22 protein-coding genes and 1 tRNA gene are annotated in these 24,157 nt (G+C 50.4%); 9 read left to right on the top strand and 14 right to left on the bottom strand.

The features are described from left to right. Positions 1 to 14 precede the first annotated feature (14 nt). Positions 15 to 647 (bottom strand): 50S ribosomal protein L25, encoded by a 633-nt coding sequence (locus SPICO_RS05015; RefSeq protein WP_013739592.1) that lies wholly within the window; start codon positions 645 to 647, stop codon positions 15 to 17. A gap of 174 nt (positions 648 to 821) precedes the next feature. Further along, on the bottom strand, positions 822 to 1,694 hold the full coding sequence (locus SPICO_RS05020; RefSeq protein ID WP_215904599.1) for a DUF362 domain-containing protein: 873 nt from the start codon (positions 1,692 to 1,694) through the stop codon (positions 822 to 824). 233 nt (positions 1,695 to 1,927) lie between these two features. Here SPICO_RS05020 and SPICO_RS05025 point away from each other — a divergent pair. Then, positions 1,928 to 2,000, top strand: a tRNA-Gln gene (locus SPICO_RS05025). Between the two features lie 193 nt (positions 2,001 to 2,193). Here SPICO_RS05025 and spoVG read toward each other — a convergent pair. Genes spoVG through SPICO_RS05040 form a run of 3 tightly spaced genes read right to left on the bottom strand, consistent with a single transcriptional unit; the run spans position 2,194 to position 4,220 of the window. After that, positions 2,194 to 2,484: a septation regulator SpoVG gene (spoVG, locus tag SPICO_RS05030; RefSeq protein ID WP_013739594.1), complete on the bottom strand. Its 291-nt coding sequence runs from the start codon at positions 2,482 to 2,484 to the stop codon at positions 2,194 to 2,196. Between the two features lie 48 nt (positions 2,485 to 2,532). Then, entirely contained in the window at positions 2,533 to 3,486 is a 954-nt protein-coding gene (locus tag SPICO_RS09750; RefSeq protein ID WP_013739595.1) for a 4-(cytidine 5'-diphospho)-2-C-methyl-D-erythritol kinase, read from the bottom strand. Next, entirely contained in the window at positions 3,450 to 4,220 is a 771-nt protein-coding gene (locus tag SPICO_RS05040) for a uracil-DNA glycosylase family protein (protein ID WP_013739596.1), read from the bottom strand. The genes SPICO_RS09750 and SPICO_RS05040 overlap by 37 nt, the downstream gene beginning before the upstream one ends. Before the next feature lie 286 nt (positions 4,221 to 4,506). On the opposite strand from SPICO_RS05040, the gene SPICO_RS05045 reads away from it, so the two are divergent. Then, positions 4,507 to 6,255, top strand: a complete 1,749-nt coding sequence (locus tag SPICO_RS05045) for an AMP-dependent synthetase/ligase (protein ID WP_013739597.1) — start codon at positions 4,507 to 4,509, stop codon at positions 6,253 to 6,255. A 60-nt stretch (positions 6,256 to 6,315) separates the two neighbouring features. After that, entirely contained in the window at positions 6,316 to 7,602 is a 1,287-nt protein-coding gene (locus tag SPICO_RS05050) for an amidohydrolase family protein (protein ID WP_013739598.1), read from the top strand. Positions 7,603 to 7,734: 132 nt separating this feature from the next. Here the strand turns inward: SPICO_RS05050 and tyrS are convergent, their stop codons facing one another. From tyrS to SPICO_RS05090, 8 genes are all read right to left on the bottom strand, one after another. Beyond that, the gene (gene tyrS / locus SPICO_RS05055; protein WP_013739599.1) at positions 7,735 to 8,991 is read right to left on the bottom strand and encodes a tyrosine--tRNA ligase; all 1,257 of its coding nucleotides are present in this window, start codon (positions 8,989 to 8,991) and stop codon (positions 7,735 to 7,737) included. Position 8,992: 1 nt separating this feature from the next. After that, a complete protein-coding gene (locus SPICO_RS05060) occupies positions 8,993 to 10,327 on the bottom strand; it encodes a glycine--tRNA ligase (RefSeq protein WP_013739600.1) in 1,335 nt (444 codons plus the stop codon). Then, the gene (gene gltX, locus SPICO_RS05065; protein WP_013739601.1) at positions 10,320 to 11,813 is read right to left on the bottom strand and encodes a glutamate--tRNA ligase; all 1,494 of its coding nucleotides are present in this window, start codon (positions 11,811 to 11,813) and stop codon (positions 10,320 to 10,322) included. Before gltX ends, SPICO_RS05060 begins: the two co-directional genes overlap by 8 nt. 89 nt (positions 11,814 to 11,902) lie before the next feature. Next, positions 11,903 to 12,733: an alpha/beta hydrolase gene (locus tag SPICO_RS05070; protein WP_013739602.1), complete on the bottom strand. Its 831-nt coding sequence runs from the start codon at positions 12,731 to 12,733 to the stop codon at positions 11,903 to 11,905. A gap of 3 nt (positions 12,734 to 12,736) precedes the next feature. Continuing rightward, positions 12,737 to 13,636, bottom strand: a complete 900-nt coding sequence (locus tag SPICO_RS05075; protein ID WP_013739603.1) for a helix-turn-helix transcriptional regulator — start codon at positions 13,634 to 13,636, stop codon at positions 12,737 to 12,739. Positions 13,637 to 13,644: 8 nt separating this feature from the next. Further along, a complete protein-coding gene (locus tag SPICO_RS05080; RefSeq protein WP_013739604.1) occupies positions 13,645 to 14,286 on the bottom strand; it encodes an RloB domain-containing protein in 642 nt (213 codons plus the stop codon). Then, the gene (locus SPICO_RS05085) at positions 14,276 to 15,538 is read right to left on the bottom strand and encodes an AAA family ATPase (protein ID WP_013739605.1); all 1,263 of its coding nucleotides are present in this window, start codon (positions 15,536 to 15,538) and stop codon (positions 14,276 to 14,278) included. Before SPICO_RS05085 ends, SPICO_RS05080 begins: the two co-directional genes overlap by 11 nt. A 373-nt stretch (positions 15,539 to 15,911) precedes the next feature. Beyond that, entirely contained in the window at positions 15,912 to 16,982 is a 1,071-nt protein-coding gene (locus SPICO_RS05090; protein WP_013739606.1) for a hypothetical protein, read from the bottom strand. 238 nt (positions 16,983 to 17,220) lie between these two features. Here SPICO_RS05090 and SPICO_RS10250 point away from each other — a divergent pair, with 238 nt between their 5' ends. The 3 genes from SPICO_RS10250 (at position 17,221) to SPICO_RS09755 (ending at position 20,271) form a co-directional block, all read left to right on the top strand. Then, positions 17,221 to 17,508 carry a hypothetical protein gene (locus SPICO_RS10250; protein WP_013739607.1) on the top strand — a complete coding sequence of 96 codons (288 nt, stop codon included), beginning with the start codon at positions 17,221 to 17,223 and terminating at the stop codon, positions 17,506 to 17,508. 259 nt (positions 17,509 to 17,767) lie between these two features. After that, entirely contained in the window at positions 17,768 to 17,890 is a 123-nt protein-coding gene (locus SPICO_RS10515) for a hypothetical protein (protein ID WP_281047925.1), read from the top strand. Between the two features lie 5 nt (positions 17,891 to 17,895). Beyond that, entirely contained in the window at positions 17,896 to 20,271 is a 2,376-nt protein-coding gene (locus SPICO_RS09755; protein ID WP_013739608.1) for an RCC1 domain-containing protein, read from the top strand. A gap of 223 nt (positions 20,272 to 20,494) precedes the next feature. On the opposite strand, the gene SPICO_RS10260 is transcribed toward SPICO_RS09755, so the two are convergent. Beyond that, complete coding sequence (locus tag SPICO_RS10260) at positions 20,495 to 20,680, bottom strand: hypothetical protein (RefSeq protein WP_245523193.1); 186 nt, start codon at positions 20,678 to 20,680, stop codon at positions 20,495 to 20,497. Positions 20,681 to 20,906: 226 nt separating this feature from the next. Between SPICO_RS10260 and SPICO_RS05110 the strand changes: the two genes are divergently transcribed. The 3 genes from SPICO_RS05110 (at position 20,907) to SPICO_RS05120 (ending at position 24,131) form a co-directional block, all read left to right on the top strand. Further along, positions 20,907 to 21,920, top strand: a complete 1,014-nt coding sequence (locus SPICO_RS05110; protein ID WP_013739609.1) for an ABC transporter substrate-binding protein — start codon at positions 20,907 to 20,909, stop codon at positions 21,918 to 21,920. A gap of 149 nt (positions 21,921 to 22,069) precedes the next feature. Further along, entirely contained in the window at positions 22,070 to 23,092 is a 1,023-nt protein-coding gene (locus SPICO_RS05115) for an ABC transporter substrate-binding protein (RefSeq protein WP_013739610.1), read from the top strand. A 25-nt stretch (positions 23,093 to 23,117) separates the two neighbouring features. Then, complete coding sequence (locus SPICO_RS05120; RefSeq protein ID WP_013739611.1) at positions 23,118 to 24,131, top strand: ABC transporter substrate-binding protein; 1,014 nt, start codon at positions 23,118 to 23,120, stop codon at positions 24,129 to 24,131. Positions 24,132 to 24,157: the final 26 nt, after the last annotated feature.

Raw genomic sequence — 24,157 nt, forward strand, 5'->3', positions numbered from 1 at the left:
TCTGGAAGACGCTCCTATTCGGCTTTCTCTTTTTTCTCTTTAATCACCTCTGGTTCCGAGGAACCAGCTTCACCGGAACCAGGAAGTTCTTCCCTGATTGACTTGACCGTAGCAACCGCAGTCTCGGCGTCAGCAAGGGCTTTGACACCTACCGGCCAAACGACATCACCGACAGTCAGGACGTCGTTCAAGCCCAGCTGTGACACATCGACACGGATGACTTCCGGAAGGTTGGCAGGAAGGCTTTCGATTTCTATATCAAACAGGATGTGTTCCAGGACTCCACCGTCACGTGCGCCTACGGGATTACCGGTCAGTTCAATGTTGACACGGGTATGGAGCGTCTGTCCGCTGGTGACTTCATAGAAGTCCACATGCTTGATGCGGTTGTTGAGCAGGTCTTCCTGAACGTCCTTAACCAGGCATTCATGTTTTTTCTTGCTCAGGACGATGCTCAGCAGGCTTGTTTCAGTGAAATATCGTCTCTTAAGACGGAACTCCTGTGCGTCTATCGTAATATGCAGAGGTGTGTTCTTGCCATAAATGACGGCGGGAATCTTTCCGGATCGGACGACACGACGGCTGCCGGAAGAACCAAAGTCCCCAGTGCGCAGCTCCGCGCTCAAAGTCTTGCTTGTATCTTTCATATTTTCTCCTGATACTCTCATCGGCCACAGGACATCCTCCATAGAGCATCCTCTGAACCGATTACCATGGGATAGGAAGCGACGCTTCCCGTGCGACACGTTTCGCACGAACTGGAATGTTACTACAGAATTCCGGAGAATTGCAAGCAAAGCGGGAAACGTAGTTCATGAACTTCATGTAATCTCCACCAGTTCATATTCATCGCTGCCCATGCCTAGTTGTTTCATATAGGTCAGCTGGTACAGCCCTTCGCGGGATTCAATGCGTTCCTTCAAATCGTGCAGCTCTGCATCAGGCAGGGCGTAGACCATATCAATGGAAGCTTGGTCTACGGCCAGTATATCCGCTGAAGCGAGTATTCCTATATCGCGCGCCTTGGGAGGAGCGGCTGTGATTCCGGCGCAATCGCAATCTACCGACATGTTGCGCAGGACATTGATATAAACGATTTTCTCTCCGAAGAAGTCAATGCTTGCCTTGGCGGATTCAGCCATGGTTTCCATGAGGTGTTTGCCGTTAATCGACCATTGGTCTCCGTTCGGGTCGGTATGTATCATTTTCTTGCCTATCTTCCCGTCCGCGTTTCCAATGGCGATATTTTTCATCGACCCGCCAAAGCCGCCCATTACGTGTCCTTTGAAATGAGTCAATACGACCATCGAATCGTAATTCACAAGATTCTTGCCCACAGACATTTCCGTGAAATGCTTTCCGCCTTTGAGGGGCAGCATCACCGCGCCGTCCGCGTCCATGATATCGACATCACAGAATGTCCAGCCGTTCGTTTTCAAGACATCTCTGTGACCTTCCGTCGTCTGGCGAGGGCCGTCATAATAGACATTTGTCTCGACCAGTGCGCTGTCGGGAATACTTTGCTGCAAAGTCTTCACCATATTGACCGGAAGGATATTCGGGCCATACGGTTCGCCGGAGTGCCATTTTATCGCTACCTTGCCACTTATCGGAGCTTTGATTTTTTCATATACTTTCAAAAGCCCGTCTGCGCTTATATCACGAGTGAAATATACTTTGGTTTTTTCTTTCATGTCTTTTCCTCTTTTCCGTTTTTCAGCACGAAGACTTTCTTTTGCATTTGCATAAGCCATTCCGATTGTCAATATGAGGATAAACGCAAAAGCCTATTTTCGTCCTTTTTTTGTGTTTAATCGTGCGCGAATTGTACGCGATTTGACTGTTGTGCCGCTGTTCTGCTAGACAAAACCCCATGACTTCGCTATGGTATTATGGTTCCGGGCTGAATGCCTGAGTGATGTTCCAGAGGGAAGTAGCCAAGTGGTTAAGGCTCCGGTTTTTGATACCGGCATGCGTAGGTTCGAATCCTGCCTTCCCTGTAGCAAATCTCCTGTCGTACATCTATAAATACGTGATAGAATCAACTTCGTAAAAGAAAGACAAAGACTCCTTCACTCCTTCGCAACGAAGAAGTAGTTTTCATGATGGTACACAAAAATGGGCTAATCACTTCGTGCGGCTTTACCGTACCCATGTCATCCCTTATGCTACCGTCACTCTTATCTCATCCAATCAAACGTCAATCCTGTCTTCATCTTCAAAAGGCTCATCCTGGGCGTTGGCATATGCCTCCAAGATTGAAGATTGGAGGGCATCCCGCAATTCCGTCGTAATGGGATGAGCCACATCTTTATATTCCCCAGTCTTGGTCTGACGGCTAGGCATGGCAATGAAATCCCCATTATGGCCACTGATGACTTTGATATTGTGAACAACAAAACTGGAATCGAATGTAATCGTTACGTAAGCCTTGAGTTTCCCGGCATCCTTAACTTTTCTGACACGAATTTCCGTTATTTCCATGGAAGCCCCTCCGCAGTGCAACTTTTTGGCAATTTTACCACCGAATCTTCAAGAAAACAACAAAATTGCAGAAAACATAACAAATCTCACCCCAAACAGTCTTGAAATCTGAGTTTGGATATCCTTCAGGGACAAAAGCTTCCTGCTGATGAACACCCATGCGGCTCCACTCCCTGTCAAAGACGAAAACACGCCGGGGACTTTCCGTCCAAGGGCTTCAAGCGCGTCATAGACATCCTCATGACCACAAGTCAAGCGGAAGTCATTGGAAAACATCCATTTGGTCACATCATCTTCAAGCAGGGATGACAGACGTGATGAATCCCCTGCCATAAATGAAAACCGGTGTAAAGAGACGGAATCTCCCCCCCTGAGAGTGTCCAGACTTAGGTATGCATGAGGCGTAGAAACGGAAAACGGCGGCATGACAATCAAGGCATGGGCATCGCGGACTGCCTTAAGCGGCGTGAGCCTTTCGCCTCTCCCCTCCCCGATGGCCGCAGTGTATCCCGAAAGAAAGAATGGCACATCGCTTCCCAATGTAGTCCCCAGCTCCATCAGTCGTTTTCTTCCCATGGAGTATCCTCCCGGAGCAGCGGCATCCAGAATGGAAAGGAGCGTTGCCGCGTTTGACGAGCCTCCGCCTAGCCCGGCGCCGGAAGGTATGCGTTTGGTGACACGGATGTCCAAGGAAAGCGGGCGTCCCGTGGCGTGGCACCAAGCTTCCGCCGCCCGATGGAGAGAGTCCTCACCCGGACGGCATATGCTTTCAAGTCCGGTCACGGAACAAGAGAACTTATCAGACAATCTTAATTCCACCGAAACATCGTCATGGAGACTGACAAGATGAAAGACCGTGGAGATGTCATGATAGCCGTCGAAGCCTTTTGCCCCGACTTCAAGATGAAGGTTCACTTTGGCATATGATGGATGAATTGCCGTCATAAAAGCACGATAGCAGGAGATTAACCGGCTGTCGAGCCTGCCGGCACGGGATTCCATAGTCCGGCCTTTTCCAAAGCATCGGACGCCTGCTGCGCCCAACCTTTGTTTGCTGCGGGATTCCCTGGGCTGGGATGGAGGATGCCGGTCACCATAGGAAGAGAATGGCCGGAAAGCGACATGCCACGGATAATGTTCTCCAGTTTCTTCCGCGCATAGCCTCCCACCCCTACCAGAGCTCGCGGGTTCACCATGGTGATGATATCGGCGATATACGCGGAACAGATGTCCTCCAGCCTGCGGCGTTCATCAGCGGGAAGGACATCAACAGGCACATTGCGAGCACGGGGACCGGAATCAAGGAAAGCAAGAGGACAGTAATTCATAACGCAATGACGGGAGAAAAATATGTCGGGGGAACCAAACCTTTCTTTCATCAGTCCCCAGAGCCGTTGTCCGCTGACCTCGCTCCTTCTACAGGAGAAACCTTCCACTGGACGTCCAGGATGCTCAGGAGACGGATGCCCCACCGGTCCGTAAAGACCAAGCCATGAACGGACGGCTTCGACCTCACCGAAAGGAACGCCTGTCTGCACCATGCCGAATGGACCGGGATTCATTCCCATGAACATGATTTCAGCCTCCGGACGCACATAGCGGCGCAGGTATTGCTCGTGGATATCCCAAGCGTATTCCAGTGGATTGTAGACATAGCCGTGGAACGACAGCTCCGTACTTCCGACATCTTCGGCGAAACGCCTGGTACGGTTAACGATGCTTTCAACCACTTTCATAGTACCACTCCATTTCCGGCTTTGTGTGGTGTAAACACTATCATGATGGAGCTTCACATGACAACAGAACTACAAGAAAATGACACATAGTATATCTTAACTATAAACCTACCTCTATATTTTATAAAAAAATGCTCTTTTATTGACACTGAATGCTTTCTTTGTAATAATTCGCCATGGCATATGGCATACTATGCTGGCATAGTTATTTTCTATCACTCATGTCTGAATATGTGCCATGTAGGGACCGGAATCCATCCGGAGAGCCCCCGAAAGGATTGCACGCATGAAACATTCCTGGGATATCCTGAACGCATATAGAGGAAAGCTGGTACAAGGCGACTGGCCGACAATACCGGAACTATTCCTTATCTCACTGGAACGACATCCTGACAGGGCATGTTTTACTGTCTTTGATCCAGGCAAGAACACCCTGACATACCGGGATGTCCACAGAGAAATCATGCGGATAGCTGGATATCTCATTGAAGCGGGCGTGAAACCGGGAGAAAAGGTAGTCCTGACAGGAGCAAATTCCCCACAGTGGGGACTGGCTTATCTTGCAATCCTTTTTGCTGGCGCCGTTGCCGTTCCTCTGGATACCCAGATGGCTGAACAGCGGATGTTGGAGCTGGGACAGTTCAGTGATTCCGTATTCCTGTTTGCGGATTATGGACATGTGGAGAAGTTTGATAAATCACATCCGTGGTTTCGCAGCTTGAAGGGAGTCGTACTGCTACGTTCCGGCAAGGGCAAGAAACAGACGACATATTCCGACATCATGAACATCAAACCCCAACACGCGCATGAGAGAGTCCTGATTTCCTCTGACAGCGTGGCGGCGATACTTTTCACCAGCGGAACTACCGGTAATGAAAAAGGTGCCATACTGACTCATACGAACCTGACCAGCGATGCTTACCAAGCATGTGATGGCATTTTCCTTAACATCTCCCATGAAGATGTCTTCTACGTCTTCATGCCTCTGCATCATAGCTACTGTACTACTGCTGTCTTCCTTGAGAGCATTCTCCATGGCAGCGAAGCCGTATTCGGTTCCTCCATGGCAGTGACGAAGCTGCTATCTGACATGAAGACTGGGCATGTCACCATATTTCTCGGAATCCCTCTGCTTTACAACAAACTGCTTGCAGGCTTGATGAAAAAGGTACGGGAGAAGGGGCTGCTTGCCTATGGAGTCATCAGGCTGCTGATGAAGATTAACGGCATCCTGAAACGTCGTTTTGGCATCAACATGGGAAAGAAATGGTTCAAGACTATGTTAAGCGGAATCGGCATGCTGGAGAACAGTATTTGCATCTGTGGAGCAGGACCGCTTGCTCCTCAGGTCTTCCGTCAGTTCCAGCAGCTTGGTCTGGATTTTATCCAAGGGTATGGTTTGACTGAAGCTTCTCCCATCCTCACTCTCAACCCTGTAAGCAAGTTCAAGATTGATTCCATCGGGATGATCTTTCCTCTTGTTGAAATGAAAGTAGATTCACCGAATGCCTCAGGCGTCGGAGAACTGGTAGTCAAAGGGCCGAATATCTGCCAAGGATATTACAAGGATCCGAAACAGACTGCGGAGCTTTTCACCAAGGATGGATACATGCGTACCGGAGACCTTGGGTCAATCGATGAAGAAAACTATGTGTATCTCAAAGGACGCATAAAGAACATGATTGTCACCGATGGCGGCAAGAATGTCTATCCTGAGGAAATCGAAGATGGATTCCAGCTGTATCCCCAGGTAGAACAGGTTTTGGTACGAGGATATATTGCTGACAAGGCGCTGAAAAAAGAAGCAATTGAGGTTCTTATATTTCCAAACTCGGACTACTACAAGGGAAAAGGCATCACGGACAAGACCGTGATTCGCAAGGATCTGGAGAAAGTAGTCGCCGAGGTGAACAGAACGCTGGTAGCATACAAGAAAATATCCAGGATTATCATTCTTGATGAGGCAATGGACATGACCAGTACCAAGAAGATCAAGCGCACGTCCGTCGGGCATACGGAGGACGTCATAGCCTGAGAAACAGCATTCCAATGATATCCGGCTGACAGGGTTCCCCCCGCATGCTAGTATGCTTCCATGAAAACGCTTATCACACATGCAACAATCCTTCCCATGACACAAGAAGGGTTGTTTTTTCAGGGCGACATCGGCATTGAGGACAAGAAAATTGTCTTTGTCGGAACAAACAGGCCGGAAAGTTTTCTTCCCGACATGGTGATTGACGCCACCGGGATGCTTGCCCTTCCCGCTTTTGTCAATGCCCATACCCATCTTTCCATGGGACTGATGCGTAATTACAAGGATTCTTCTCCTTCACTCCAAGACTGGCTGGCGGAGATATTCCCCATTGAGGAAAAACTTCATACCGCAGACGTTGAGGCTGCGTCACGGCTTGGAGCAGCCGAGCTAATCCGTAGTGGCACGACCACGTTTGCCGATATGTATTTCTTTGCACATGAAACGGCCAAGGTGGTCAGGGAAGCCGGAATGAGGGCGTGCCTGGGTTTGACTTTCTTCGGCGACATTGATGACTCCAGACGCCGGTTCGCTGAACGTTTGCCTGCCCTGGAGCAGGAAGCCTCCCTTGCTTCGAACCGTATCAGGATTGATGCTGCGCCGCACGCAATCTACACGACAAGCGCCGAGACATATCGGTATGCACGTGATTTTGTCCGGGAACGCGGCTGTGCTTTTCACACTCATCTCAGCGAAACGCGCAAGGAAGTCGATGACTGCGTGAAAGAAACAGGGATGACTCCTGCTCTTTATCTGGAATCCTTGGGAATATTCACTGTTCCGTCTTATCTTGCCCACGGGGTATTCATCACTGATGAAGAAATCTCCTTGCTCAAAGATTGTCCTACTGCCATAGTCCACAATATTTCCAGCAATTTGAAACTGTCCAGCGGTGTGGCCCCTGTGGCGAAATTCATGCGGAACGGCCTCACCGTCGCCATAGGCACAGATGGAGCAAGCAGTAACAACAACCTGAACATGTGCGAGGAGTTGCATGTCGCCATGCTGGTCAGCCGTTTGTTTTCAGCAGGACAGCCTCCCCTGCCGTTTGACATGCTGCGTGCGGCGACTTTGGGGGGAGCGCAGGCTCTGGGATTGTCCCATCTGATAGGGACTCTTGAGGTTGGCAAGGAAGCAGACATCATTTTGGTATCGACACAGGCAACCCATATGAATCCCCTCAATGATCCGTTCTCCGCCATGGTGTATTCCCTCCAATCCTCGGACATAGACACGGTATTTTGTCAGGGCAAGCTGCTGATGCACGGCGGCATCTTGCAGACAGTGGATGAATCACAGGCATGCAGGGATGTCAACAAAAAATGGAATGCTCTGCTTTCCCGGTAAAGATGGATGGGAGAAATTCTGTATATTTCGGGTAATCGGTAGCCAGATAAAAATCGCCCCTTTGTTCCATCCGGAGCAAAGGGGGTGATTCTTACATTCGACTGTGTGATGCTTCCTGTATCTGATTAAAAGTCATTTCACAATGATGCGGAAGAATTTCTTCTTGCCTGAACGAAGAATGAGTTCCCCCTGCTCGTCACGCCATGAACTGTCAATTACCTGGTCATGGGACTCAATCTTCGTTTCGTTGACATGCGCGCCACCTCCGGCTATAAGCCTCCGGCCATCGCTGTTCGACGGAACAAGTTTGCTTTCAACGAACAGCTCCAACGCAGGGATGCCAGATGCCAAACGGTCAGCAGGAATTTCCATTGACGGCATGCCTTCACGCGCGGCAGGATTGGCTCCCGTGCTTCCGAAAGCCGCCTTGGCGGCATCACGCGCCTTATCCGCTTCCTCCTGCCCGTGGATGATTCTGGTCTGCTCCCATGCCAGCCGTTCCTTGACTTCATTGATGTTAACGCCCGGCTTGGCATAGTCATCGATTTCCTCCAAGGGAAGAAATGTGAACAGCTTCATGAACTTGAATACATCCGCATCATTGACATTGCGCCAATACTGGTAAAAATCGTAAGGCGAGTACATATCTGGGTCAAGGAACACCGCACCTTTCTCGCTCTTACCCATTTTCTTTCCATCTGCCCTCATGATGAGGTTGAAGGTCAACCCATAGCACTCGGCACTCTCCATGCGCCGAATCAGGTCTATGCCTGCCACAATGTTACCCCACTGATCGTCTCCGCCCATCTGGAGCCTGCAACCATGGGTACGGTACAAGGTGAGGAAGTCATATGACTGGAGGAGCTGATAGTTGAACTCAATAAAGCTCAAGCCCCGTTCCAGACGTTGCTTGTAACTTTCAAAAGTCAGCATGCGGTTCACGGAGAACTGGCTGCCAATCTCCCTGAGAAAATCAATGTAGTTCAAGCCGAGGAGCCAGTCAGCATTATTCACCATCTGCGCCCTGCCCAGCCCATTGGGAGGCATCTCGGCAAAGTCTATCACTGTTCCCAGTTGTTTCTTGATTGACGCGCTGTTGGCGGCAATCTGCTCATGGGTGAGCATCTTGCGCAGCTCGGTCTTACCGGAAGGATCCCCGATCATCCCGGTTCCTCCACCAACCAAGGCTATGGGATTATGCCCCGCTTCCTGCATGTGGTGCATGGCGAAGAAAGGAACCATATGACCGATGTGGATGCTCCGCCCGGAAGGATCGACTCCGACGTAGAAGGTAACGGGTTCCTTGTCCATCAAGTCACTCAAGGCATCACTATCAGTGCATGCCTTAATGAAACCCCGGTCATGAAGAATCTGCAATGTCTTGTTCATTTCACTTTCCTTGCGGACGCTTGTAGTCCTTCATCTCCTGCTTGATGCGGGCAGCGATCCCCGCGACAGGGACCCTTACCTGTTCCATGGAATCACGGAAACGCAAGGTCACGGTATTGTCTTCCAGTGTCTGATAATCGACTGTCACGCAATACGGCGTGCCAATCTCATCCTGGCGGCGATACCGGCGGCCGATAGCCCCACTGCGGTCAAAGAAAACCGTGTAATCCTCCCGGAGTTCTTTCTCAAGCTTCTGGGCGTATTCATCCAGTCCGTCTTTCTTGACCAGCGGCAGCACAGCCACCTTTACAGGCGCGATGGCAGGATGGAAATGAAGGACTGTACGGACATCGCCCGGAGCAATCTCTTCCTCATCATAGGCATCGGAGAGTGCCATCAGGACATTGCGGGTCAATCCTGCGGAAGTTTCTACCACGTAGGGGATGTAACGATCATTTGTCTCAGGATCCAGATAACTCTGATCCTTACCACTGAACGTCTGGTGCTGGGACAAGTCATAGTCAGTACGGCTATGCACGCCCTCAAGCTCCTGCCAGCCCATTGGAAAGAGGAACTGGATGTCATACGCGTCCTTGGCGTAGAAAGCAAGCTCATCCGGACCATGTTGATGCCAACGGAGGGACTCCGGCCGAATGCCCATCCTGATATAGAAGTCCATCCGCTGTCCCCGCCAGTACGGGAACCATTCGTCCTCTGTTCCCGGCTTGCAGAAAAACTGCATCTCCATCTGCTCAAACTCACAGGAACGGAAGATGAAATTCTTGGTGGTGATTTCATTGCGGAATGATTTTCCAATCTGTGCTATGCCGAAAGGAACCTTGACCCGGCTGCTCTGCACGACATTCTTGAAATCGACGTAAATACCTTGGGCAGTCTCAGGACGGAGGTACACAACGCTGGAAGAATCCGTGTTGGCGCCGATATGACTCTGGAACATCAGGTTGAAGTTACGCGGCTCGGTGAAGGAACCCTTGGTTCCGCAGACGGGACAAGGAGCGGACAAGTCAATCTGATCAGCACGGAAACGGGACTTGCACTGCTTACAGTCCACCATGGGGTCAGTGAAGTTGGAAACGTGACCGCTTGCCTCCCAGACACGCGGATGCATCAGGATTGAAGCATCAAGTCCTACAATGTCATCATGAAGCTGTGTCATTTCCTTCCACCAGAAGTCACGGATGTTATTCTTCAGCTCAACTCCCATTGGACCGTAATCATATGCGCCGCTCAAACCACCGTAAATCTCGCTCGACTGGAAAATGAATCCACGCCTCTTGCACAGGGAAACAATCTTGTCCATCGTTACTTCAGCCATTTGCGCATACCTCTTGCTTCAAAATATCTATCGCCCGTTCTATGCGGGAAAAACTCGTCTCAGCCCCTAGAACCCTGATGGAATCAAAGAGAGGCGGACTTACCGTACTACCGGTGACGGCGACCCTGATGGGCTGGAACACACCGTTCACCTTCACCCCTGCTTCGCCCGCAAAGGCAGCCAAGTGGGATTCGATTTCCTCGTAAGGACTTCCAGCTTCCACCATGGAGCGTAAAATTCCATATGCCTGCCCAAGCACTTCAAGCGTCTGTTCAGCATCCTGTTTCTTCGGCAGAAGGTCGGCCACGGCAGGAAAACCGGGGTCTGAAAAGATGAAGCTCGTCATGGGAACGACATCGGAAAGAACTTTCAGCCTTTCCTTCACCAAGGGAACAATCTCCAGAACCTTCCGCTGTTCCGTCTCTGTCGGGGGAGTACCGATGCAGCCAGACTGCTGAAGATACGGCTCCAGGAGGCTCGCCAGTTCAGCATCGCCCTTAAGGCGAATGTAATGACCGTTGTACCAGTCCAGTTTCTTATAATCAAACACACCGGGACTTTTGGTGATTTTCTCCAGTGAGAACACCTTCTCAAGCTCATCTTTGCTGAAGAACTCCCGTTGTCCGTCGTAAGACCATCCGACCATGCTGACATAATTCATCAGTGCTTCCGGAAGATAGCCCTTTTCCCTGAAATCCTTCACGCTGGTCGAACCATGTCGTTTGGAAAGCTTATGTCCGTCGTTGCCCATCACCATGGGGAGGTGACAGTAGATAGGAGGTTCCCAGTCAAATGCTTCGTAAAGCAAGATATGGAGCGGCCCGGAAGGAATCCATTCCTGCGCTCGCATGATATGCGTGATGCCCATGAGGTGATCATCAATGACATTTGCCAGATGATAGGTCGGGAAACCGTCGCTTTTCAGCAAGACAGGATCAGGGTTCACATCTTTGTTCATCCGGGTGATGTCACCCATCAGGACATCATGAAAAGTCGTCGAACCTTCCAAAGGCACTTTCAGACGGATGACAGGGGAAACGCCTTCCGCCTCTTTCCGCGCACGTTCTTCCGGAGTTAAATCGCGGCAATGGCGGTCATATCCCTGATATGGGCTTTTTGTCGCCTGCTGCTCTTCCCTGACCTGTTCAAGCCGTTCTGCGGTACAGTAACAGTAATATGCCTTGCCGTCTTCGACGAGCTTACGAGCATATTCACGATAGACAGCGTAACGCTCACTCTGGATATACGGATCATAGGGTCCGCCGACCTGGGGTCCTTCGTCCCATGTTATGCCCAGCCAGTCAAGCGTATCATACAGGTCATGGAGGGCTTCCACCGTAGATCTTTCACGGTCTGTATCCTCGATGCGCAAAATGAACTTGCCACCGTTGGCACGGGCGAAAAAGTAATTGAACAGAGCGGTCCTGACCCCTCCGATATGTTGCAATCCAGTCGGAGACGGGGCATAGCGCACACGTACTTGCATTTTCGCGGCTCCTTGAAAACTCATGGGATGATGCTATCAGTTGTATCCTAAAGACGAAAATATGACAAGGACATGGAGGGCACAAGACATCATGCCAGCCAGTGAACCAAGGCGCTCATGGCGTGGTCACGGGCAGAGGGATCGCGGTCATACGGAATCAGATGGGTACAGCCGGGAACATGGAGATGTGAGTTGTTTCCCTGACCGCGACCGGTCGCCAGTTCGCATGCCTGCGGAGGGACAGTCTCATCCTGCCCGCCGCTGATTGCAAGGACATCCCCGGACAGGCGGGGCAGGCTTTCAACCGCAAGCCTGCGGATGGAATCCAAGTCAAGCAACTTGTCGGCATACCGCCACTTCCAGTACTGCTCGCCGAGATAGGCGTCATCGTCAGGCTCTCCTTCATGAAACATCACGAAGGACGGGTCAGATTTCCAGTTCCGTTGTATTTTGCGAGTGAAAAGTGATATCAGGCGGACTTGCCAGCGTTTCAGATCGGGAATGACCAAGGCTGGTGCCAAGAGAACAAGCCTGCTGATGTCCAACCGCGCCCCGATGATGACCGCCAAAGCCCCACCCATCGAATGCCCCACGAGTGAAACATCGTCATACCGGGCAAGGAGATCAGTACAGGCGGCTTGGGCTGTGCCAATCCAGTCGTCGGCACGTGAAGCAAGGAAATCAGTGGCTGACGTGCCATGTCCCGGATAACGGGGAGCATAGACATCCATGCCTGCTTCAAAGAGGCGCAGTCCTGGCAAAGCCATTTCACCCGGATAGCCATTATACCCATGGAGACAGAGCACGGCATGCTGAACCGAGTCTTCATGCACCAAAGCCCATGGGCGAGCGCTTTTCACCGGAGAGACAGTATCCTGATAGAATCCTTTGGTATAATCCGGAACGTCATAAGAAAACATGTCCTACCCCTGCCAGCTTTCCTTGAGAAGGTTCAGAAGGTCGATGCGGCTTCGCACTTCCGTTTTGGAAAAAATGTTCGCCACATGGTTGTTCACCGTATTGGTTGAAATGTTCAACTCCATGGCAATCTCTTTGTTCGTCCGGCCATTGGCAATCAGTTTGATGACAGAAAATTCCCGTTCAGTGATGTGATAGGGCGCAAGCATTTCCAAAGTAATTCCCTGGGGCTGCCCTGCTTTCTTCCCTGCTTCCTTTCCCGGAGAAAGCGCCATGAAAAGGAACACCATAAGGGTGATGGAATACGCAAGGAAATACAGGGGAATGAATATTCTGTTCAGGTGTGGGAAGATAATGCCCAGTACCAGGAGTGGAATCATGGAGAACGCAACGATGATAATGGACATGCTGACGTTCCGCACACGAGGGGACATAATATTCTTCAGGTTCTTCAAGAGTACGCTGAGGGAGAAGAAAAACGCAAAGATGAAGATACCTGTCCACAGAAGGGATATCCAGGAAAAAGTGAAGATGATGTCCAGCACTCCTAACGCCAGATATATGGCAGCAAGGAAGTAGAAGGACAGCTTGTAGGGATTACGCCATGGATGGGCGATGACCCATGTGGTAAAGTACGGAATGAAGACAACCAGGAAAGTTGTCGCCGCCAGTATCACCGCCCTAAAAATATACGTGATGATATGAGCTGCGCTGGTGAACCAGACAACATGGACAATCTCCTGGAGCGCAAGCATGACCATGCAGCCCAGCAAGGATGCATGCAAGACGATGAAAAGACCTGTCCATCTATAAGACGACCGAAGATTATAGACAATGCCCAGCCCCAGGGTCATACACCCCAGGGCAAAGGCTGTCATATATACAAGTAAAATCATGCCGTCCATGACCGGCCTCAGTTATTCTTCAGACCAATCTGCTTCTGGTTATGCGTGATGTCGGCAAGGCCACAATACTCACTGATCTCATTGATCAACAGAGGAAGATTAGTCGCAGGGAATCCAAGCCGCTCAGCTTGCCGTTCACTGTATGCCGAAGCGTTCAAGCCTGCACGAGCCTTGGAAGGGAACAGCTTCAAATGGAACGCCTGTCCATCAGTAAGCAGATAATAGGCAGTAGGATCATAACCGGGAACCAAGCGTGCGACATCACGGTCAATCGCCTCAGCACTGGTCAAGAGCCTGTCCGGCAAGGTTCCATGGAACAGATACCAGAGAGAGAAGGTCGGATAGACCCATGCCATGTGGACTTTCTTCTGCTCCGCAAACTCACGGTGCGCCCGGATATCATCAAACGACAGAGCGTAATCATTGAGTCCGAAGACAGTCCATACCGTATCGTATTTTCCAATGCGACGACGCAAATTGGCGAACAGAATCAAGCTCTTGAGGCCAGTTGCCTCTGAAGCCCATTCGACGTGAAGATTGGTATACCTACAGTCCTTCCTCACCTGGGAAAAGTATACAGCTTCCGCTTCGGTCGCCGTAACAATCAGCAAGGTTTTCAAAGGAAGATTCGTATTCTTCTTACGCTTCATTACCAGCCTCCTTGGACGGGGAATTGACGAAATAGAATTCCGATGTGATTGGCAAAGAGAGATAGACGCCACTCAGATACTGCTGGATTGTACGCCTTTCGTCACGGGTACGGGAGAAGCGGTAATCGGAAAGACTGTAATAAGTCGTAGCGCCCTCATTATCCTTCTGCGCAAACCAAATACCGTCGCGACGCAACAGCCCTTCAGTCAGCAAGGTCGGATTGCAGTCAACAGCCAGCATCTGGGAACCGCTTTGCGAATTATTAGTCTCAAAAGCATCTACGACATGCTTGAGGACATCCGGATGGAGCAAAGTCCCGAAGTCATCAATGACCACTGTTCGGGCAGACACGAAGCTTTCAAAGAAGGACACTCCAATCAAGGACAACCGCCGTAGGCTGAGGGACTCCTGGGCAAAGTACGATGCATAGTGCTGGGTTACATTGGTATGGACGAAAATGATTCGGCCATCCTGAACACGCACCTGACGGATATCAGTGATATCATTGCTCCAAAGGAAGTTAATCAGTTGCTGCGACCAGTCCGGGTGAGCGGTAAGCTGCTCGACCAGATATTTCTCCGAGGCAGCCGAGACACCGAAAGGAAGAATCAGCAACCTTTCATCAATCCAAGAATACAGGGGAACGCATGTCTCGCTGCCTTTCCTTGCCGCTTCGGTAAGGAAAGATTTGCGGGGGCTCAGTTTCTTGACGAGCCGCTTCTTTTCTCCCCGGTACAGCTTACCCCAGCGGTAGTGGTAGGACAACTCGGAAGCAGAACCATCGACCAGCTTTCGGTCAAACATGAGCTTGCGGGAACCACCGACAATGTGGTAGAGCGATTCCTCAAAGAACTTGTCCCTATCCGCAACCAACGTGTACTGGGCGATGATTGTAGGGAATTCCTCTTGGTTGTCCGCCTTGCCGCGGTCAATGACGACTTGAATCCGAATCTTAGAAGGTCCTCCCTTCTGCTCGGAATAGGCAAAAGACGTACCGTTCAGGAGCAGCAGAGGATTCTCCACATCTTCGTCAGCAATGAGGATTGCCCTCAGTGCTTCCAATGCTCGAACAAAGGTGCTCTTGCCGGCTCCATTGGGACCAATGACCGCCGCAGTCTTGATGACCTTCAACTTCTCGTTGATTGCGACGACTTTTGATTCCGGCAAACGGTTGTCCTTCACCGCCTGGAATGAAATTGTCTGCGGTGTCTTCACGGACCTGAAGTTCGCGATTGTCATGTCAAGCAGCATACGCTACCCTCCCGTTGAATGAAGCCGCCACCTTTTCCGGCACAACGGCATCCTCATCAGTTTCTTTGCCACTTCCGGTCCCCACAGGTCTCCCCGTTCACACATGACCGTCAGGCATCTTTCTTAAGGATACCCTGTTATTGCAAAAAGGTGAAGAAAAATCAAGCAAATGATTATTTCAGGCACTCATTGGCTTTTGATACTCCATTTTTAAGCATAAAATATCATTTTTACACCTCACTTTCCCCATAAGGACACCAAGCATGGAAAAATGCAGGAAAAATATTCCCCAAAAAAAGGTGAAGAATTTTTTTTCTTCACCTTTTTTTTGTCCTTAAAAGAGAAAACTTCGGATTCCGGACGGATTTTCGGCTTACTTTATCTGTTCGTTTACCTTGGCACGGTTATCTATCGTGGAGCGAATCGCCGACAAGACACGGGCGGCCTGGGGATTTCCACTGCTGGAATAAACGTGGTTCATCAGGTCAAGGGCTGCCTCAAGATCTCCGCGGGCATAGGCCAAGATAGCCGCATTATATCCTGATGGAATATGACCTTGCGTGTCCCACTGAGTCTTGAATATATCATACGCTACGTTCCTGTTTCCCTTGGAGACCATATCATACGCGGGGGCAGCCTGCGGGTTCTTTGGTTTATTGGGCATCAGGCTTTCAGAGCGTGAATATAAATGGGGAACAAGCTGTTGGACAAGTTCTTTCTGGAAACTGTCAACAACTTTTTGGAAAAGAGGCGTCACCGATGGCGCAACAGGAACATTCGTAGAAATCTCTACTTCCTGCGTCACCTTGTCTATTATCTGCTTGGTAGCAAGGATATGCCCGTCGTTAATGTCGGTCAGCGTGTAGGTCAGATTCAAAGTGGCAATCTGGGTGATGATATAATCATGGCGGATAAGGACGGGCACCTGCATTGGGACCCCTCCTTCCAATATTTCCTTATATTCATAAATAGGCTTGCTGGTCAGAGTCTCGGAAACATCCATGTAGTCAATCGAACTGGTCAATAATGCTTCGACCCCATTTTTCTTCAAGGCTTCGGCGTTTCCCCATCCGACTTGCGTGAGATTGAGTACGGCATCTGTTACTTCCGGTCTGATGATTGTATAGACTCCGCCAGATGAAAGGGAACGGAGGATTTCCCGCGTAGCATAAGATGCGACATCTTCCTTCACGTTGGCTTCCACGCCGCTGACGACGTTACCACCGCCCCATGTCCAATCTCCGGGGATGCTCACCCACCGTGGCGTGTTAATCGAACGATCATAGGGTTTCGTTGAAGCGACCGCTATGACACTTCGCCCACCCATATCGACCAGAGCGGGAACATATTCAGTGATGCTGACTACCGTGGAACAGGCCACAGCGGTCAGGAGTACGACGAAAACCAATAATCCGACTTTCCAGAGCATGTGACGGTTATTCATAGGAGCCTCCCTCCATTGTTCCTGGCATAGTGTACTCTATCTCCCGGTATATCCCCCGGTCAAACTTGCCAAGACTATAATATCAGCATGACATCTACGTTGTCTAGATTGACATTGGCGTTCGCTTGGAATACTGTAAGTTCATATGACCTGTCTGTCCGGGCATGGAATATACCTTATTATATGGAAGCGCGCGGGAGGTCGGCACAGGCGCGGGTCATCACCGATGGGGGAAAGTATGGAAGACTGGCACGACGATGATGATCTTGCGGAAGAAGAAAACCGCTACTTCGGAGATATGGATGAAGAAGATGAAGATGAGGAACTCTTCGATGATTTCGCTGATGATATCAGTGATGACATTGGTGACGATGAGATTATCAACGATGAGGACGATGATTCACTGATTGATGACAACTTCATTTTTGATGACGAGGACGAGACCGAGGAAGAAGATTTTGATGATGACGACGATGACGACGGCTTCGATGATTTCCTTGACGTTGATGATGACGAGGAGATATAAGTCGTTCACATCTGATGATAGATGATTCTGATATGTTGTGGGGATGTTGCAAAAGTTGTGGCATCCCTGTTTTTTATAATTCCCATTACCTTGCACATCACACGTTTAAAACAGTATTGATTAACTATATTTACGTCTTAAATCATCAAATAACCCGAAAGTATTATATGGTTTTCTCTGCTTTTCATGCAAAATAATACCTTTGGGTAATAGCTTTCTGCCATCACCACGTTTATACTACTTTATTAATTACTACCATATGCGTAAGCTGGCATGTCATCATCTTCTTCATGGAGAAAGGAAAAGATACTATGAGAGAGAGAGAGAGAGAGAGAGAGAGAGAGAGAGAGAGAGAGAGAGAGAGAGAGAGAGACTAAACTAAGCGTCATGGTCTTCCTGACCATCCTGATGCTTCTTATCACCTTCATTTCATGCGACAACAAGCTGAATGTTTCACATACCAATGCAGTGCGCTTCTCTACGGAGATAGGACGCAAGGCCACAGCTAATTCCGAATGGCAAGCCGATGATGAAGTCGGCATCTACATGGTAGCTCATGATGCCCTGGCAGCCACTGCCGCCTCAGAACGTGCAAACAAACTCTATACGGCTGACACAGCCTTCCAGACCTCTGGCTTCACTCCTGCTACCACTGCCGATACCTTGAAGTGGGATGACATTTCCAACTCTACCGCTACACACTTCGACTTCATCGCCTATTATCCTTACGTGTCTCCCATCGCTGATACCACGGCTCTATCCATAAACGTCTATCCCCTTGGTTCCGGGGAACAGGACACCGGAAAGGCTGACTTCCTGTGGGGACGCACCGACAATGTACAGAACAATACCTCGACGGTGCATCTGAAGCTTGACCATATGCTCTCCCGTCTGATTGTCAACATCTCTCCCAGCACGACCGTTGATGCTACGGCTATCAATGATGCCACCGGTGGATTTACTGCTACGGTCACAGGCTTGAACACGCAGACCGCAATCAACCTGAATGACGGAACCTTGGATGCTGCCAGCGTCATTGACGCTATTGTCATGAAGGACATTTCCGACACCCTTACTCAATCTGAAAGGAATGAGGGCAAGAGGCGGTTCGAGGCAGTGCTGATACCTGTGGGCAACACTGATGCTCTGGCTAACGTGAGCCTGGAGTTTACCCTGAGCGGTGGTGCTAAAGCTGGTACATACACATGGAAGCCAAGTACCACAGGTGCTGTAGCTGAGGGGGACAAGCACCTGATTCACTTTGACAAAGGCAAGCAGCATGTCTACAACATGACGCTGAACACGGATGACAATGAAGTCGCCGTTGCCGCCATCCAGATTGAGATAAAGGACTGGGACACCGGTGACGGGGTGAACGCGGCTGCAACCAAAGCATACAGCCTCACCTTTGGGGCCAACGAAGCCACGGGAGGCAGTGCTCCGGGACGGATGTATGCTCATGAGGGAAGCCTGGTCACACTGCCGGCTCCTGGAACATTGGAAAAGGATTTCTATTACTTCTACGGATGGAATACTCTGCCTAATGGCAACGGAACCCAATATGCCGCTGGTGATACATTCGTGGTTCCTGACCATGATGTGACACTGTATGCACGGTGGCTGGTGAAGGTCAAGGCAGTCTCCGCCGGAGGTTATCACACGATGATCCTGAAGGAGGACGACACGCTCTGGGGGACAGGACGGATCGACTATGATCAACTGGGTATCGGCATAATGGGTCCACCGATAAGCACGCCCATGCGGGTCAAGGTTAGTATGGCCGACTTCATAACTGATGTCGCGGCTGTCTCCGCTGGAGAAAACCATACGATGATCCTGAAGAAGGACCTCACGCTCTGGGCGGCTGGACGCAACAATAATGGCCAACTGGGTGTCGGTGATAATAATCCCGACTCAATGAAGCCCGTGGTGCAGGTCAAGGCGAGTCCCGTCAAGAACGACTTCATGACTGATGTCAAGGAAGTCTCCGCCGGAGCCGCCCATACGATGATTTTGAAGGAGGACGACGCGCTCTGGGCGACTGGAGCCAACTATTATGGTCAACTGGGTGACGGCACTATAATCGACAAAACCACCATTCCCGTGCAGGTCATGACTAATGTCGCGGCTGTCTCCGCCGGACTGAATCACACGATGATTGTGAAGAAAGACGGCACGCTCTGGGCGACTGGACGCAACAATGAAGGTCAACTGGGTGACGGCACTACGACCCTCAGAGGCGCGCCCGTGCGGGTCAAGGATGATACCGATATTTCCGGGTTCATGACTGATGTCGCGGCGGTCTTCGCCGGATACGAACACACGATGATCCTGAAGACTGACGGCACACTCTGGGCGACTGGAGGCAACAGTGCTGGCCAACTGGGTGACGGCACTTTGGGTACAGAGCAAAGCAAAAGCACGCCCGTGCAGGTCAAGGATGATACCGATATTTCCGGGTTCATGACTGATGTCGCGGCTGTCTCCGCCGGATGGTTCCATACGATGATCCTTAAGAAGGACGGCACGCTCTGGGCGACTGGATCCAACAGTTCTGGTCAACTGGGTGACGGCACTACGACCACCAGAACTACTCCCAAACAGGTCATGACTGATGTCGCGGCTGTCTCCGTCGGATATTACCATACGATAATCCTGAAGAAGGACGGCACGCTCTGGGCGGCTGGATGGAACGGAGATGGTCAACTGGGTATCGGCACAGCACTCACCACGACAAGCACGCCCGTGCAGGTAATTTTTTAGATACTCTGAAGTGACCTCCACAATGCACAGTGCAACGTGCGGGAGTTATCTCTCTCCCCGTATGCGTTCTGCCACATGCAAATGGAGGTCACTTTTCACGACAACGGTAATCCATAGGCACAGCGGAAGAGTTTTTCGCCGTAACGGGTACAATACTAGGTATGGTAAAAGGATATACTCCGTTATCCATCTACATATACATTACTATTTGCCCAGTAGCCAATCAATGAGATTGACCTGCCTGATAGTATTCCTTTGAATCCTGCTTTGTTGCAACAAAGTCAATTTCCTTTTCATCTATCTTGCCAGTGTTGACCCGATACTCTCGGCGAAACAATTCCAGGTAGACGATATTCTCTATCTGATGACCGACATCAACATTCTCCGATGACAGTAAATGGTTACGCAAACCTGAATCAACAATGTAATACTTACCAAGAAATGAAAAAAACTTCTAAATTTTGTTACTTGTTTTCCATTCGGAAGGAAGCAGGAAAATGTAATTGCGAACCAATGAAAGTGCAACAACCTCTTTTTTTCCTTTTTTTCAAAAACTACTTGCGGCGCGCCAATGTTCTTATGTATAGTAACAAACTATAGATGATTCTATCAATAGAAACATATGGAGACACACCATGACAATCCGCAGAACAGCTCTCATCATTGTCCTGTCCCTCATTTCTTTTTCCCTGGCGGCGACCGGAGCAAAGGAATCTTCCCCGTCGCGGAATATCTCAGTGACGACGATTGGCATTTCTCAGCTCGTATCTCATCCGGCGCTCGACTCCATTGCCCAAGGCATAGAAGATTACCTTGCGGAAAAAAAGCTTCCTGTCGAGGTAGAACTCCAGAACGCAAGCGGTGAAATATCAACGGCCGCGGCCATAGCCCGGAAGTTCAAGATGGACGGCAAGGACATTGTAGTGGGCATAGCCACTCCCACAGCGCAAGCACTTGCCAATGCCATCACGACATCTCCTGTCGTGTTCAGCGCGGTGACTGAGCCAATTTCAGCGGGACTTGTCTCATCCTATGCGCCTGAACCAGGATCAAATGTCACGGGAGTTTCGGACTTGACCCCCGTCGCCGAGCAGATTGCCCTTTTCATCAGGGTCACAGGAGCAAGGAAGTTGGGCATGGTCTATACCAGCGGAGAGGCAAACGGAGTCGTCCAGATGGAAATGGCCAAGGAGGCGGCACAGAAAGCCGGAGTTGAATTTATCTCTGCGTCCGTGTCAAATTCCGCTGAAGTGAAGATGGCCACCCAGTCAATCATCGAACGGGTCGATGCCCTGTACATTGCCATTGATAATACGGTGGTCAGTGCCATTGCGTCAGTCTCCGATGTAGCGAAAAAAGCGGGCAAGCCTCTCTTTAACGCCGACACCACATCCAGCGAAGGAATTGATTTCCTCATGTCATGGGGCTTTGATTACTATAATTTCGGTACGGCTACCGGTCAGGTAATAGAACGCTTGATCAACGGTGAGAAACCAAGTGATATCGGAACCGTATTCCTTGATGACCCTACCCTGTTTGAATTGTGGATAAACATGGATGTCGCGCAAGAGCTTGGAGTAGTATTCCCTGCCGATATCCTGCAAGCGGCGAAAGTCGTTTTCCAGGCTGGAGAGAAGCACATCAAGTAAATCACGAAAAAATGCATGAATAATGAATTATTATTCATAAAAATGCATATTGACCTCACGACCAATTTACAAGGAAGAAAGGCTGTTGTATAGTTTTGCTCATTAAAGCATAGAGTACTCACAGCAATGGATAAGAGGGGAGAAAAGTTATGAAGAAAACATTGAAAAAGGCCGGGGGCATTCTTCTGCTTGCCGTAGGCGTCTGCGCCTCATTGTGGGCGGGAGGGACTTCAGAAGCTCCATCCGCAGGAAAGAAAGCCGGAGTGACCAAAATCGGCGTTTCAAAGCTGCTTGCTCACCCTGCGCTCGACGCGGCGGAGCAAGGCATGGTCGATTATCTAAAACAGACCGGGCTGTCCGTTTCCTTTGATTCCCAGAATGCCAACGGTGAAATTGCCACAGCCTCATCCATTGCTCAGAAATTTAAGAATGACCGTGCGGATATTGTCGTAGGCATTGCCACTCCATCAGCGCAAGCACTTGCCAATGTCTTCACTGATATTCCTGTCGTATTCACCGCCGTTACTGATCCGGTAGCCGCAGGATTGGTTGCCTCGGCTACGGCAGGCGGAGGGAATGTCACCGGTGTCTCCGACGCGAATCCCATCAAGGAACAACTTGAGCTTTTCAAGCGTCTTACTGGCGCACGGACGATTGGCATGATTTATTCCAGTGGTGAAGCCAATGCCATTGTTCAGATGGAGGAAGCCCAAATCGCGGCCTCTGAGCTGGGCATGGCCTTTGTCCCGGTAGCCATTGCTAATTCCGCCGAGGTGAAGCTGGCAGCCCAGTCCATCATTGACAGAATTGATGCCGTGTACATCGCTACGGACAACACCGTAGTAAGCGCCATTGCCTCCGTCTCTGATGTCTGCATGAAGGCAGGCAAGCCACTGTTCAACGCCGACACCACATCCAGCGATGGCATTGACTTCTTCCTCTCATGGGGGTTCAACTATTACAGCCTGGGAGTAGCGACCGGCAAGCTTGTTGAGAGAATTATCAACGGCGAGAATCCCGGCAGCATTCCTACCGTCTTCTTGAGCGATCCCTCTGAATTTGAACTGTGGGTCAACCTTGATGTCGCGGGGAAACTTGGTCTGACCGTTCCGCAAGACATCCTGGACGCTGCAAAGGTCATTGTACAAGATGGTCGGAAAATCACCCGGTAGAGCAAAGGAAAAAGGAGATACGGAAATGACAAAAAAAATACTGATGGCAATTCTTGCTCTCTTTCTCTCCGCCAGCGTAGTACTGGTCGCGGGAGGCCGGACTGAAATCCGGGATACTGCGCAGGGAGTGACGAAGATAGGCGTAGCGAAACTCCTTTCCCACCCTGCCCTTGATGCTGCCGAACAGGGCATGACCGACTACTTGGCTGGCCAGGGACTGAATGTTTCCATTGACTATCAGAACGCAAACGGGGATGTGGCGACTTCAGCTTCAATCGCCCAGAAATTCAAAAGTGAAAACATGGACATCGTGGTAGGTATTGCCACTCCCACCGCACAGGCGTTGGCCAATGTTTTCACCACCGTTCCGGTAGTATTTGCAGCAGTCACCGACCCCGTGGCCGCCTCACTCGTCAGCAGCTTGGATGGTGACGCGACTTCCAATGTCACTGGCGTGACCGACAGTAACCCTGTCAAGGAACAACTGGAACTGTTCATTGGCCTTACCGGAGCAAAGAATGTAGGTATCATCTATGCCAGTGGGGAAGCGAACAGCGTAGTACTCCTTGAAGCAGCCCGCCTTGCCGCACAAGAGATTGGCTTTACTTTGGTTCCGGCTTCGGTTTCCAACTCATCGGAAGTCAAGTTGGCCGCCCAGTCAATCATCGATAGAGTCGATGCCATATACATCCCCACCGACAATACTGTCGCCAGTGCCATGGCCGCGGTAGCGGATGTGACAAGCCGGGCGGGAAAACCTTTGATGGGAGCTGATCCTTCCGCTGTTCAAGGATTGGATTTCCTTGTATCATGGGGTTTCAATTACTATAACATCGGAATCGCCACCGGGAAGGTCGTCGAGAAGATCATCCAGGGGACGCCCGCAGGTTCGATACCAACGGTATTCCTTACGGATCCCGCAGACTTCGAACTCTGGTTCAACCTGGATGTAGCTGCCAGGCTGGGAATCACGGTTCCCCGGAATCTGCTGGATAACGCTGCGGTAACAGTGCGTGACGGACAGATAATCCGGAAATAAAAGACCAGCGGTTCCAGATGTGCATC

Source organism: Parasphaerochaeta coccoides DSM 17374, assembly GCF_000208385.1.
In the GTDB taxonomy this organism is placed as follows: Bacteria; Spirochaetota; Spirochaetia; order Sphaerochaetales; family Sphaerochaetaceae; genus Parasphaerochaeta; species Parasphaerochaeta coccoides.